Below are 12,561 nucleotides of genomic sequence, written 5' to 3'. Positions count from 1 at the left end.
CAGTTTCACTGAGGAGCTCGACGAGCGCGGCGGCAAGATATATCTCAACTGCGCGGCGCCGGTAGGAGCCGAAGCACCTCCGCCCGAAAAGGCGGCCCAATTGGCGCTGCAGATGCAGCAGTTGGCAGATGCCAAGAAACAGCTTGAGCAAATGCCCCAGGGCCGCAGCGAGACCAGTTGGCCGCATCGATTGCCGATGCGGAGAAGAATGCCAATGCGTTGCAGATGGCGAAACTTTCACAGGACACCTATGCACCGGAAAAAGGTCCTCCTCCGGGATGGAACAATGTTAGCAACGATGCTGCCGCGTTAAAGAAATATGGGCTCACGCCTGAGGATCTCCAGTATGGCACCCAAGTCTACGAACCTGATCCTGCCGTGCTAGGTCCTGACGCGAAGCCAGTCGTAGCGTTCCGCGGCACGCGAATGAAAGAAATGGAGGACTGGAAAAATAATGTGCAACAAGGGGTGGGACTAGATTCGGACTACTACCGTAGCGCGGTGAACGTTGGGAAAAACGTGAATGAGTCAGGAGCTGACGTTGAATTTTCCGGGCATTCGCTTGGTGGAGGCATGGCCTCTGCAGCTTCGCGTGCAAGTGGCCGACCAGCAACTACCTTCAATTCATCCGGTCTGAATGACGGAACCGTCGCCAAATATGGTGGAACGGTGCATACGCCAAGCACCGAGAATATCCAGGCGTATCGCATTGATGGAGATGTATTGACTGGAGCGCAGGAGCAGAGCGTCCGAGGCACAGTTGGAGCCATTTCTACTGGGTATGCGGTCGGGGTGTCCCCGGTGCGATAACTGGCGGCGTTGGAAAAGTGGGGCTTGCAGCAGCCATGCCAAACGCAGTGGGTGTGCCGCATACGCTGTCAGGCTCAGGTAGTCCCATAGCACGTCATGGCATTGATCAATCAGTCGATGCGTTGGAAAACGCTACCTTTGGCAGCATGCAACAGGTCAATTCCGCATCCGCAAAGAACTGACTCCAATGCAACAAACAATACAAAGCCCTTTCGCTGCTCGCCGTCAATGGGGCAAGTCTTTGTTGGCCCTCGGCGCGCTCGCAGTTGGGATAAATGTTCAAGGAATGGGCAAGACTATGAAAACCAAGGACTCCGCACAGTACTTCGATGGACGCATGTTGGAGATGGCGCAGGCCATTCAGTCCAACGACATGGCGCGTTTGCGCCAATTGGCAATGGGTCAAAATCTGAATCAGCCGGGACGGCAGGGGATGACATTACTGTGGTTCGCTATCCAGCCTGATTCACTCAATTTTGAAGCCGTGAAGACATTGGTGTCTTTAGGCGTGGATCCGGCGGTTCCACCCATTGGAGACATCGGCAGCCCGCTCGACTATGCTTTCTTAAACCGCAAAAAGCCCGATGACGCCACCGGATTGAAGCTGCTTCAGGCTATGCTGGATGGAGGCATGTCGCCAAACAAGAGAAATCGACATGGCACGACGTTGTTGCAGTTAGCCTGCGGCCCGCGCAGTGGCTCTTTGGCGTTGGTGCAGGTACTTCTGCAGCGAGGGGCAGATATCAATGCGAGCGACAGCATCGGACGTACCGCTCTACATCAGGCGATTACTGCGGATCACACCGATATCGCGTTGTACCTGGTTCAGCATGGTGCGAAGGTTGATAGCTATACGGTGAATGGTGCCACCATTGGCTGGTCGGTGAAGTTGACGTTGGATCGAATGCAACCTGGGCCGGTGCGCACCCAGTTTGAGCAATTGCGCGATTTGATCGTCTCCAAGGGCGTGAAATGGCCACCCGAGCCCCGGAAGTAGTTCGGGACCAGATGCGCGCCAGAGGCGAAGAGGTTGTAGTCCCCGCAGGACACAAGCGCTGATACACCGTGAGTTTTGATAAGGGCGTATCGACTGATCACCTATGCCAATACCCTTGTGCTCGCTGCTTGTCGAAAGTGGTTTGCCCTTATCAGTGCGCTCGATGATGCGGAAGAGGCGAAAGAGTCATGATCCCCTTAGCAAAAGAGCGCTGACAGAGTTATCAAAACAATTCATCTCATTCATCATCCCGGCTGACCGGGCACTCAACCTCATCGTCAAATCACCTCATGCTTTACCAGTTCAATGAAGGCTCCATCGATCTACCCCTGAAAGATCGGATTGACCGAACCATGAATGTTCTAGCCATGCCCGATGGTTCAGGTGTGACCTACATCATCAGTCGCGATGAGCTGAGACCGGGCGAATCGTTGAAGCAGTTTACCGAGCGCCAGTTAGGGGATCTCGCCACGCAGGTGAAGGGGTATCAAGTAGTGCTTGCGCCCACCCCGTTGGCTGCTATCGAAGGCGCTGGCGAGGTGCTCGAATTCGCTGGAGCATTCACGCAAAACGACCAAGGCATTCACCAACGGCAGGTTGCGCTGCTGTTGGCAGACACTCGACGTGTGCTGATCGTCACCATGAGCGGATTTGAACCATTTGACGACGAAGCTATCCGAGCGTGGTCAATGGTCGTCCGCAGTTTCCAACTTCGACAGAACTAGTAACGCCATGGAAGGAAATCCTGCAGCGCGGCTTAATGATCCCATTGCCCACACGAATGCGCACGCCCGCTTTTGGGCCAAGTTTGCCGGGGATTGATTGGTGGGATTGTCGTTGGTGCTGCGGCTGGCGCCGCGGCAGTCGCGATCATTGGAACCGGAGGTGCAGCCGCGCCGTTGGTGGTGGGGGCTGCCGTTGGCTTGGCGCGCTTCGGTGGTGGTTATCTCGGCGCTGAGGCAGGCAGTTGGATTGCGGACAAACTGGTTCCAGAAAAAATCACCGTCACGGGAATGGTCAGCACGGCGTCCTTCAACGTGTTCATCAATAGCAAAGCACGAGGGGCGGCACGGGCCAGTCCCGAGGCGCCCATTGACATGGCGATATGCTCCAAGCACTCGCCCCCTATTTATCTGGCAGAGGGTGCGGAGACCGTCTTCGTCAATACCTGGGTCATGTCGCGCAAGGACGATCAAACGACTTGTGGCGCGAAGATCAGTGAAGGCTCACCAGACGTCATCGTGGGCGGACCCAAAGCCAGAGTGCGTGATGTTGCCGACGAAGTACCGTTCATCTCCAAAGCCATCGTCACCGTCCTCAGCATTGCCATGCTGGCGCGAGGAATACGCTGCCTTCCGAAGCTCGCACGACAGGGCCGCTCGGCGGTTCCCTGTCTCGTGGAAGGAGCGCTGTCGGCGGGCGTGGGTGTGTGGGGTCTCGTCAGCTCAATGGGCAACCCCGTGATGGCAGCCACCGGAGGGAAGGTTCTCGCCGGTGCCAATGATCTGGACTTTGTGCTGCCGGGGCCGATGCCACTCGTGTGGCAGCGCTTGTACAGCAGCCACGATGTGCGCGGCGATGGCATGCTGGGCCAAGGCTGGAGCGTGCCGTTCTCCGTCGAACTGGTCGTGGGCCACAACAAGAAGGGCGAGCCGGTCGCGACACTCTACGACCAGCAAGGCCGCGACATCGAGTTTCCTCAACTAGAGCCCGGCACGGGCGTCTACAGCCAAAGCGAAGGCTACTGGTTATGGCGAAGCGATGGAGGTCGCTACTTTACCCAGTCGATCGACGGGGAATACTGGCTGTTTGAGCCATTGGAAGATCAGGCCGGCGAGCAACGTCTCAAGTTGTTGCGCATCGAAGATCGCAACGCCAACTACATCGAACTGCGCTGGAATACATTGTTTCAGTTGCACCAAATCACCGACAGCACCGGACGCCTGCTCGATCTGCGCTACGACGCTGCGGCGCGGCTGGCCGAGATTGGCATCACGACACCAGCGCCGGACGAGAGCCCCGGCGTGTTGGTTCGCTACCGATATGACAGCGCTGGACAACTGACGGAGGTGTGGGATCGAAACGGCCAGCCCGCGCGCCGATTTGCCTATAACGCCGATCGTTTGATGACCTTGCACGCGGATGCGGCAGGGCTGGAGTGCTGCTACGAGTGGCACGGCAAGGGGCGCTGGGCGCGCGTGGTGCGCCATTGGACCAACGATGGCGAAAGCTACGACATCAGCTATCGCATGTTGTCAGAAGTGCCTGCCGATGGAGCGGTCGAGCCCAATCTTGTGGCGGGTTATACGACGGCGGTAGATCAACTGGGACGTGAACAGAACTGGGCCTGGAATGCAGAGTTTTGCATCCTTGGCTACACCAATCCGATGGGCGCAACATGGCGCGCCGCATACGATGAATTGAAGCAGCTTCTGAGTCTGGTGGAGCCCAGTGGGGCGACTACCACCTATCGCTACGACGAACTCGGCTTGCAGACTGCCGAAACCGACACGCTCGGTCGGACCTGGAGCACCAGTTGGACGCCCCTGGGCTTGCCCTGGCTCGATACGGCTCCCGACGGTAGTGCAGACCGGTTTGCCTACGATGACCATGGCAATCTCACACGCCACACTGCTCCGGACGGCAGCGAGACGCTCTTCGCCTATGACAACCGCGGTCTTGTCCTGCGCGTCACTGATGCCAAGGGCGGAGTCAAGCGACTGCGCTGGAGCGCAAGAGCGCAAATGCTCGAATACAAGGACTGCTCCGCGCAGACTACACACTACGCCTATGACGGGAGCGGATACCTTTCGCGTGTTACCGATGCGAAGGGCCAGGTTACCGAGTACACACACGACCCGAACGGCAACCTGCGAGCGCAGAGCCTGCCCGATGGTGCGCACCAATCCTACGACTGGGACGCAGCGAGTCGACTGGTCAGTGCACGCGATGCACTGAGCCGAAGCACGCGTTTCGCCTGGAACCTGCGTGGACAATTGACGCTTCGCGAGGATGCGGAAGGCCGTCAAATCCACATGGAATATGACCACGCACGTCGTCTCTCTCGTTTGACCAACGAGAACGGGGAGTCGTTCACGTTTGAATACAACGCAGGCGATCAACTGGTTGAAGAGCACCGCGTTGGCGGCCAACGCGTGACGGTGGAATACGACAAGGCCGGCTGGCCGATGGCCGTAACGCACCACCCTGCGTTGGGCGATGATCTAGCGGTTGTCGCTGGGGCGCGCACACAAGGTAGCACGCCCGAAATCGCTGGCTGGGGCGATCACCACGGCGCAGCCTCCGTTCACGACGGCCCACAACCGCGTCGAACAGAACTTTTGCGTGACGCTGCCGGAAGGCTTTTGCAAAAGCGCACCGGCGAGTATTGCTATCGTTACCAATACGATGAACTTGATCGACTCACTTCCGCAGTCAAGTGGCGAGTCGATGCAGCGAATGGCGAGAGCCTTCAACCGCTGCACACGACCACGTTTGTCTATGACGTACTGGGACGCTTGATCACCGAGACGGCCTTGGAGCATTCAAACGGCACCTTCCACACGTTGCATCATCAGCATGACGCGTTGGGCAACCGCACGCAAACGCGATTGCCAACCCTGCCGGGCGACGCGCGGCCGCAGGAGCGGGCGCTGAACTACCTGTACTACGGCTCGGGTCACCTGCACCAAATCAACTACCAGCGGCGCGAGAGCGCGAAGCCCGATGCGCTGGCCGTGCACCAACTCATCTGTGACATCGAGCGCGACAACCTGCACCAGGAAATCCTGCGCACGCAGGGCACGATACAGACGCGCTACGCATATGACCCCGTGGGACGCATGACCGGTGCCTGGAGCCAATCCGCAAGCATTGTCAGCCAGGGCTTCGGCCCCGGCCACGCGGGGAACCAGCGTGGCAAAAAGCACTGGAGGGATTGAGTGAGCCGCTCACCAGCACGCGCTCGATTTCCAGCGCCGGGTTGCTCAAGGCCTGGCGCTACGACAAAGTCGGCGAGTTGCGGGCGAGCCGGCACAGCTTGCGGGGTGACACGGGACACCAGTACGATGCCACGGGGCGCATCCTGCAGACGGCGCGCGGCGCACTGCCAGGAATACGCAACCCCTTGCCTCAGGCGGCCAACGAGAGCTTTGGCTACGATCCCGCTGGCAACATCCAGGACAGCGCGACCCAGCAAGCCGTACAGCGCGGCACGGCGCTGTCCCAGCGCGGCTATGTGCGCGACAACCTGGTGCGGGTGTTTGAGGACAAACGCTACTTCTACGATGGTCACGCGCGCCTGATCCGCAAGCTCAGCGGGCGCCACACGGATCAAAGCTTTGTCTGGGATGACGACAATCACCTTGCGGAAGTGCGTACCACGCGCCGACCGGGCACCGAACACGAAACCACGCAGGTCACGCGCTTTGATTACGACGCACTGGGCCGACGCGTGGCCAAGCATGATCGGTTTGGCACGACCACCTTCATCTGGGAGGGGATGCGGTTGATCGAGGAGCGGCGGGGAAGTGCTGTCATCAGCTACGTATATGAACCGGACAGCTACGTGCCATTGGCAAGGCTGGATGCGGATGGCGAACATGCAGATGCAGGAGGGATGGGCACGCGCGATGACGCGCAACCGCCCGCTACGAATCCGGCACACGATAGAGTGCCTTCAAAGGCAGCAGCCAATGACTCGCTGGAAGCCCAGTACTGGGAGGCCTTGAGCGCGCAGGCGCATCAGCATTGGAGTGCAGCGGGCACGGACGGCCAGTCGACCTCGGCCAAGCTCTGCAATGTGTACTACTTCCACACCGACCAGGTGGGCATGCCGCAGGAGCTGAGCAACGCGCAAGGCCAACTGGTCTGGCAGGCAAGCTACAAGACGTGGGGCGCGACGGTCAGCGAAGAATGGGAGATCAAGGCACTCGAAGGCCAACGGGTGCATGCGCTGGATCAGGGAGACTTCCCCGAAGACGAGGCAGAGAGACAGCAGAACCTGAGATTTCAGGGGCAGTACCTGGACCGCGAGACAGGGCTGCACTACAACACGTTTCGGTACTACGATGCGGATATCGGAAGGTTTGTGTGTCCGGATCCGATTGGGCTGCTGGGTGGGATTAATTTAGGGAGTTATTCGCCGAATCCGATTTCGTGGATTGATCCTTGGGATTAGCTTGCGGGGATTGAGTGGTAAAGCTAGAGAAGTTCATAATCTTGCCGGGGGAAAATTCCAAATGCTCGATCAATACGTAATTCTACCGTATCTATTTTCGAGGTGAAATTACCGAATGGAAAAACGACACTGTATGCGGCAGGGAGTAGCGGAAAATTAAACCCAAGGCAAAGGGCGAGATTACAGGAACTTGGAGTGCCTGAAGCGAATATAATACACGGTAAGGGTTCAGCGTTGCCGAAGGAGGGGAATCCCATTAATGTTAATCACGCGGAGCAAATTATAATTCGAAATATTCCTGAAGGATCCCAGGTGACCAGAAAGGGAATTTCCTGGGGGGTAAACAAACAAATGCACCTTGTGTGCACTGCAAACCTAGTGTGGATGGTATTGGAGGTGTTTATGATTGATATAGTAAGTCATGTGGATCGTGTTCAGCATGAGTCGCGGAAATTGGACGCAGCTAATAAAGGAAGATTTGGAGCTTGGTGTGTAAATTATTTATTCCAACAAAAAGACATTTTGGATTCGGTGAAAACAAATATTGAACCATCGGCGGTTGAATTGTTGCGAACGGCCATTAATTCGTGCTGGAATTCGAATGATCCAGCTGTTGATGACAATACAATTTCGCAGTTAGAGGCGGTGGAATGGGATCCCGATTCTGATGAATCTGGTGGTCTAGATGAGCTTTTCGGTGCTGCTACTAGTATGGCAATTGCATTGCAGGAAAACGATGAAAATCATACTGCAAATTGTGCGGAAAGGGTTTTGAACTATCTGGACTATGTATATACGCCACCTTCTGCGTCAAAAGATGTATATGAAAATATCATTCAAGCAGAATGTGAGAAGCAGATTAAGATGATTGAACTTTTGCAGGATAGAGTAGACAGCTTGAGTTTGAACTCATTGCGCTGAAGAGTATAAAGACTAAGTTTTTCTTCGTTTGGCACGACCACCTTCATTTGGGAGGGGATGCGCCTGATCGAGGAGCGGCGGGGAAGTGCCCTCATCAGCTACGTATATGAACCGGACAGCTACGTGCCATTGGCAAGGCTGGATGCGGATGGCGAACATGCAGATGCGGGAGGGATGGGCACGCGCGATGACGCGCAACCGCCCGCTACGACTCCGGCACACGATAGAGTGCCTTCAAAGACAGCAGCCAATGACTCGCTGGAAGCCCAGTACTGGGAGGCCTTGAGCGCGCAGGCGCATCAGCATTGGAGCGCGACGGGCACGGACGGCCAGTCGGCCTCGGCTAAGCTCTGCAACGTGTACTACTTTCATACCGACCAGGTGGGCATGCCGCAGGAGCTGAGCAACGCGCAAGGCCAACTGATCTGGCAGGCAAGCTACAAGACGTGGGGTGCAACGGTCAGCGAAAAATGGGAGATCAAGGCACTCGAAGGCCAACGGGTGCATGCGCTGGGTCAAGGGTCTTTTCTGAAGATGGGCAGAGAGGCAGCACGCAGGCGGTGCTGTGAATGGGACGAGATGGCCAAGAAAAGGCTGCCGCAGTTGCGAGGATGGCAGTATGTTACAAGTCAATGAGTCTGGTGTTCGTCTTCCTCAAAGGCCAAGAGCGATCAGATCCGCGAATTTTTCACCGAAAGCATACGGTTATCCTCGGTTTTGTTGCACACTAAAGTCATTTTTGACTGGCGGTTGCGCTATTCAATCGGCCTGACACAATATTTTGTAATAATTAGCGATTGCTATTAGATTTTAAGCATTCATAGAGTTGCCAGATCATGAAGAAGTTGCTGACCGGGTTGGTTTTGCTGGGGACCTCGTTGTTGTTGGCGGGCTGCGCCGGGCCTCGGGCGTCGATGCCTGCGCCGTATACCGTGGTGATCACGGCGGATGAGGCGTTGAACCCTGATCGCAATGGCAAGGCTGCGCCTGTGCAGGTGAAGGTGTATCGCTTGCGCGGGATGAGTGCCTTCAGCACGGCGGATTTTTTCACGCTGTATGAGAAGGACGATCAGATTCTGGGCTCGGAGCTGGTGTCCAAGGAGACGATCACGCTCCAGCCTGGAGAGGCGAAGGTGTTGCTGGGCAAGGCTTCGGGTGATGAGCGTCTGCTGGGCGTGTTCGTGGCCTACCGGGATCTGGACAAGGCCGTGTGGCGCGGGATTGCGCCGCTTCCAGCGCCCAAGGAACTGGGGCGGTTTGCGGTGTTCCAGCCTTCGTTTGACACCGCCATCGTCAAGGTGGCTGTCGGGCCGAACAAGGTGACCGTGACGTCCAATGTGCAGGAGGTTCCTGTGCCTACGGGTGGTTTCGGGGAGGCGGCATGCCCAAGTTGCCGGGAGGCATTTCGCTACCGTTTTGACGATGTCGGTGTTTTGATCCGAAACTATTAGATTGCTTCCAGAGGGAGTCGAGAGATGTATTCACGCAAGGTGGTGTGGTCTGAAGGCATGTTCCTGCGACCGCAACATTTCCAGCAGCAAGAGCGCTATCTGGAGTTTTTCTCGCATTCGCGTGCGATGTCCGCCGAGCCGTATTTCTGGGGATTTCGGGAACTGGTGCTGGACCTCGAAGCGCTTGCTCTCGGCAAGATTGCGCTCGTGAAAGCGGTGGGAGTGTTCCCCGATGGCACGCCGTTCAGCTTTCCCGGGCAGGACGCCATGGTCGAGCCGCTGGAGGTGGACAAGGCGCTCAAGGACGAACGCATTTATCTCGCGCTTCCGATGCGCCGGGTGTTCGCCACGGAGCTGAGTTTCCAGGACGACGATGTGCTCGCGCGCTATACCGCCGAGGATGCGGATCTGACCGATTCGAATTCGGAATCGGGCGAACCCGCGCTCGCGCAGGTGGCGCACATGCGCGCCAAGCTGATTCCCGCGTCACGCATCACGGACGAGTGGCTGCGCATCGGCGTGGTGCATGTGCTTGAGCGGCGAAACGACGGCACGGTGGTGATCGACCACCGGTTCATACAACCGTCGATCACCTATGGCCAGAGTTCGCTGCTGCATTCGATGGTGGACGACATCGCCGGGCTGCTGCACCAGCGCGGCGAGGCGCTTGCGGCGCGCGTGCTGCAGCCGGGGCGCGGCGGTATTGCGGAAGTGGGCGACTTCATGATGCTCAACATCATCAACCGCTGGCAGCCCATGATCACGCATCTGCGCGACCACCAGATTCTTCATCCCGAACGTGTCTATGGGAATCTGCTGGAGCTCGCGGGCGAGCTGTCGACCTTCACGCGCGAAGGTCGCAGGCCGATTCAATACCCCGTGTACGACCATGACGAGCCGAGCCCGTGCTTTGAGGCGCTGGTGGCCGACATTCGGCGTTCGCTGTCGATGGTGCTCGAACAGAATGCGATCCCGATCGAGTTGCACGAGCGGCAGTATGGCGTGCGCGTCGGTGTCATTCCCGATCTCAATCTGGTCAAGGAGGCGAGCTTCGTGCTGGCGGTATTCGCCGAATTGCCTGCCGACGTGGTGCGCTCGCGGTTCCCGACCCAGGTGAAGATTGGCCCGGTGGAGAAGATTCGCGATCTGGTCAACCTGCACCTGCCGGGCGTGCGCGTTCATCCGATGCCGATTGCTCCGCGCGAGCTGCCCTATCACGCGAACTACAACTATTTCCAGCTCGACACGACCAACGAGTTGTGGGACCAATTGCAGCGCTCAGGTGGTGTCGCCATGCATATCGCCGGCGATTTTCCGGGCTTGCGGTTGGAGTTCTGGGCCATCAAACCTTGAGGCCAGAGCGTTCGCTGAACAGTTATGGTGCACGCCCGATCTGGCCAGACCGGCGTGCTAGCGCTGAACAAAACTGAAAAAGAATCTTTGTGTCCAGTCCACCCTCATTCACGTCCATAGATGCGCTTTTCGGCACCGAGCAACAGCCGCACGTCGCCTCAGACGCGGCAGCCGGTCCTCAGCCTGGGGCGGCCACGGCTCAGGTGCTTGACCTGCCGGACGTCGTCAGTGGTTCCAATCCACTGGTGATGGCGGCCAATCCGGTTCTCAATCTCGTGCCCCAGATTCGGAATACGGCACAGATGGGTGACCCGGCCCGGTTTCGTGAGTTTCTGATCGAGAAGATTCATGACTTCGAGCGACGCGCGCGCTCGCTCAACGTCGCACCCGAGACGGTCGTGGGTGCCCGTTATTGCCTGTGCACGCTGCTCGACGAGTCTGCGGCCCAGACGCCCTGGGGCGGCTCGGGCGTGTGGTCGCGGCACAGTCTGCTCGTGACCTTTCATAACGAGACCTGGGGCGGCGAGAAGTTCTTTCAGTTGCTCTCGAAGCTTGCGCAGAATCCGCAGCAGTATCGTGATTTGCTGGAGCTGATGTACTACTGCATTTCGCTCGGCCTGGAAGGGCGGTTTCGCGTTGTCGACAATGGACGCGCGCAACTGGAAACGCTGCGCCAGCGACTCTGGACCATTTTGCGGGACCTGGGCGTCGGCAGTGACGACACTCTTTCGCCGCACTGGAAGGGCGCCAGCGGTGGTGGCCCGCAGGGCTGGCGGCTTCTGCCCGCCTGGGTCGTCGCCTGCCTGGCCGCACTCATCGGCCTTGGATGCTTTCTGTGGTTTTCGTTCTCGCTGGCCAATCGCTCGGATTCGCTGTTCTCCAGCATCAACGGCCTGCACCTGAATCGACCGGTGGTGGCTGCGGCAAGACCGGCCGAAGTGCGTTTCGGCAAGTTCCTCGAACCCGAGATTCGTGAGGGCCTGGTGACCGTGCATGACGAGGCGGACCGCAGTACCATCGTGCTGCGTGGCGACGGGCTGTTTGCATCGGGCTCGACCAATGTGCTTCCCGCGTATATGCCGGTGCTTACGCGAATCGCGGATGCGCTGGCTACGCGGCAAGGGAACGTGATGGTGAGCGGATATACCGACAATCAACCGATCCGGACGGCCCGTTATCCATCCAACTTTGAACTCTCACGCGAACGCGCCGAACAGGTAGCAGCGATTTTGAAAAGCCGGGGCGTAGCGCCCGGACGTTTGCGTGCGCAAGGGCTCGGCGATGCCCAGCCGGTGGCCGACAACAAGACCGCTGAGGGACGCGCGCGCAATCGACGCGTGGAGGTGGTGCTGTTCGCCGCGCCCACGGCAGCGTCCGCGCCGCTGGCAACCAACCCGTCTGCCGCCCCGCACAGCCTGCCTCACCGGAGGCTAAAAGATGATGTATTGGTTGAGACGTATTTTTGGTTTCTTCGTGAGCCGCGCCTTCTGGGTGTTTGTCGGTGTCTTGGCGCTGTCGTTGTTCGTGTGGTTTGCGGGGCCGCTGTTCGCGTTTGCGGATTACCGGCCGCTGGAGTCCATGCGCGTGCGCTGGTGGATCATCGGTTGCCTGTTCGGCCTGTATTTCCTGTGGTTGCTGGTGTCGTTCTGGCGTCGCCGACGCGTGAACAATCTCCTGTTCGACCGCATCGGTCGCATCAAGGACGCGGTAGAGACGCAGCGCAAGAATTCCGATGTGAGCGACGAGGTCGTTGAACTTCAAGGACGGTTCTCCGAGGCCGCCAGGACGCTCAAGTCGATGCGCGTGGACGGCAAGTCGCACAACGGCATCTGGGGCGCAAGTTCATCTAT

9 protein-coding genes and 2 pseudogenes are annotated in these 12,561 nt (G+C 58.2%); all 11 read left to right on the top strand.

Annotated features, from left to right (window positions below):
- The first annotated feature begins 177 nt into the window (after positions 1 to 177).
- The 11 genes and pseudogenes from H9K75_RS23380 (at position 178) to H9K75_RS02730 (ending at position 12,465) form a co-directional block, all read left to right on the top strand.
- A complete protein-coding gene (locus H9K75_RS23380) occupies positions 178 to 810 on the top strand; it encodes a hypothetical protein (protein WP_226858797.1) in 633 nt (210 codons plus the stop codon).
- A gap of 298 nt (positions 811 to 1,108) precedes the next feature.
- Entirely contained in the window at positions 1,109 to 1,807 is a 699-nt protein-coding gene (locus H9K75_RS02770) for an ankyrin repeat domain-containing protein (protein WP_187724683.1), read from the top strand.
- Between the two features lie 290 nt (positions 1,808 to 2,097).
- A complete protein-coding gene (locus H9K75_RS02765; RefSeq protein WP_187724682.1) occupies positions 2,098 to 2,532 on the top strand; it encodes a DcrB-related protein in 435 nt (144 codons plus the stop codon).
- A 372-nt stretch (positions 2,533 to 2,904) separates the two neighbouring features.
- Positions 2,905 to 5,748: a DUF6531 domain-containing protein gene (locus H9K75_RS02760; RefSeq protein WP_187724681.1), complete on the top strand. Its 2,844-nt coding sequence runs from the start codon at positions 2,905 to 2,907 to the stop codon at positions 5,746 to 5,748.
- A gap of 560 nt (positions 5,749 to 6,308) precedes the next feature.
- Positions 6,309 to 6,668, top strand: a pseudogene (locus H9K75_RS25710) (hypothetical protein); the annotation flags it as partial.
- Positions 6,669 to 6,803: 135 nt separating this feature from the next.
- Positions 6,804 to 6,980: pseudogene (locus H9K75_RS25350) on the top strand (RHS repeat-associated core domain-containing protein); the annotation flags it as partial.
- Positions 6,981 to 7,088: 108 nt separating this feature from the next.
- Entirely contained in the window at positions 7,089 to 7,907 is an 819-nt protein-coding gene (locus H9K75_RS02750) for a hypothetical protein (RefSeq protein WP_187724679.1), read from the top strand.
- A gap of 57 nt (positions 7,908 to 7,964) precedes the next feature.
- Positions 7,965 to 8,543, top strand: a complete 579-nt coding sequence (locus H9K75_RS02745; protein ID WP_187724678.1) for an RHS domain-containing protein — start codon at positions 7,965 to 7,967, stop codon at positions 8,541 to 8,543.
- A 200-nt stretch (positions 8,544 to 8,743) separates the two neighbouring features.
- Positions 8,744 to 9,358, top strand: a complete 615-nt coding sequence (gene tssJ, locus H9K75_RS02740; protein WP_187724677.1) for a type VI secretion system lipoprotein TssJ — start codon at positions 8,744 to 8,746, stop codon at positions 9,356 to 9,358.
- 24 nt (positions 9,359 to 9,382) lie between these two features.
- Positions 9,383 to 10,711, top strand: a complete 1,329-nt coding sequence (gene tssK / locus H9K75_RS02735) for a type VI secretion system baseplate subunit TssK (RefSeq protein ID WP_187724676.1) — start codon at positions 9,383 to 9,385, stop codon at positions 10,709 to 10,711.
- Positions 10,712 to 10,800: 89 nt separating this feature from the next.
- Positions 10,801 to 12,465 carry a DotU family type VI secretion system protein gene (locus tag H9K75_RS02730; protein ID WP_187724675.1) on the top strand — a complete coding sequence of 555 codons (1,665 nt, stop codon included), beginning with the start codon at positions 10,801 to 10,803 and terminating at the stop codon, positions 12,463 to 12,465.
- Positions 12,466 to 12,561: the final 96 nt, after the last annotated feature.

Source organism: Diaphorobacter aerolatus (assembly GCF_014489535.1).
Classification (GTDB): Bacteria; Pseudomonadota; Gammaproteobacteria; order Burkholderiales; family Burkholderiaceae_C; genus Diaphorobacter_A; species Diaphorobacter_A aerolatus.
The sequence above is the reverse complement of the archived record's forward strand: the minus strand, read 5'-3'. Positions and strand labels throughout refer to the sequence as shown.

Bases quoted from the DNA above. Each gene is read 5' to 3' on its own strand.
- H9K75_RS02770 (WP_187724683.1), top strand. From the start codon at position 1,109: ATGAAAACCAAGGACTCCGCACAGTACTTCGATGGACGCATGTTGGAG.
- H9K75_RS02760 (WP_187724681.1), top strand. From the start codon at position 2,905: ATGGCGATATGCTCCAAGCACTCGCCCCCTATTTATCTGGCAGAGGGT.
- tssJ (WP_187724677.1), top strand. From the start codon at position 8,744: ATGAAGAAGTTGCTGACCGGGTTGGTTTTGCTGGGGACCTCGTTGTTG.
- tssK (WP_187724676.1), top strand. From the start codon at position 9,383: ATGTATTCACGCAAGGTGGTGTGGTCTGAAGGCATGTTCCTGCGACCG.
- H9K75_RS02745 (WP_187724678.1), top strand. From the start codon at position 7,965: ATGCGCCTGATCGAGGAGCGGCGGGGAAGTGCCCTCATCAGCTACGTA.
- H9K75_RS02765 (WP_187724682.1), top strand. From the start codon at position 2,098: ATGCTTTACCAGTTCAATGAAGGCTCCATCGATCTACCCCTGAAAGAT.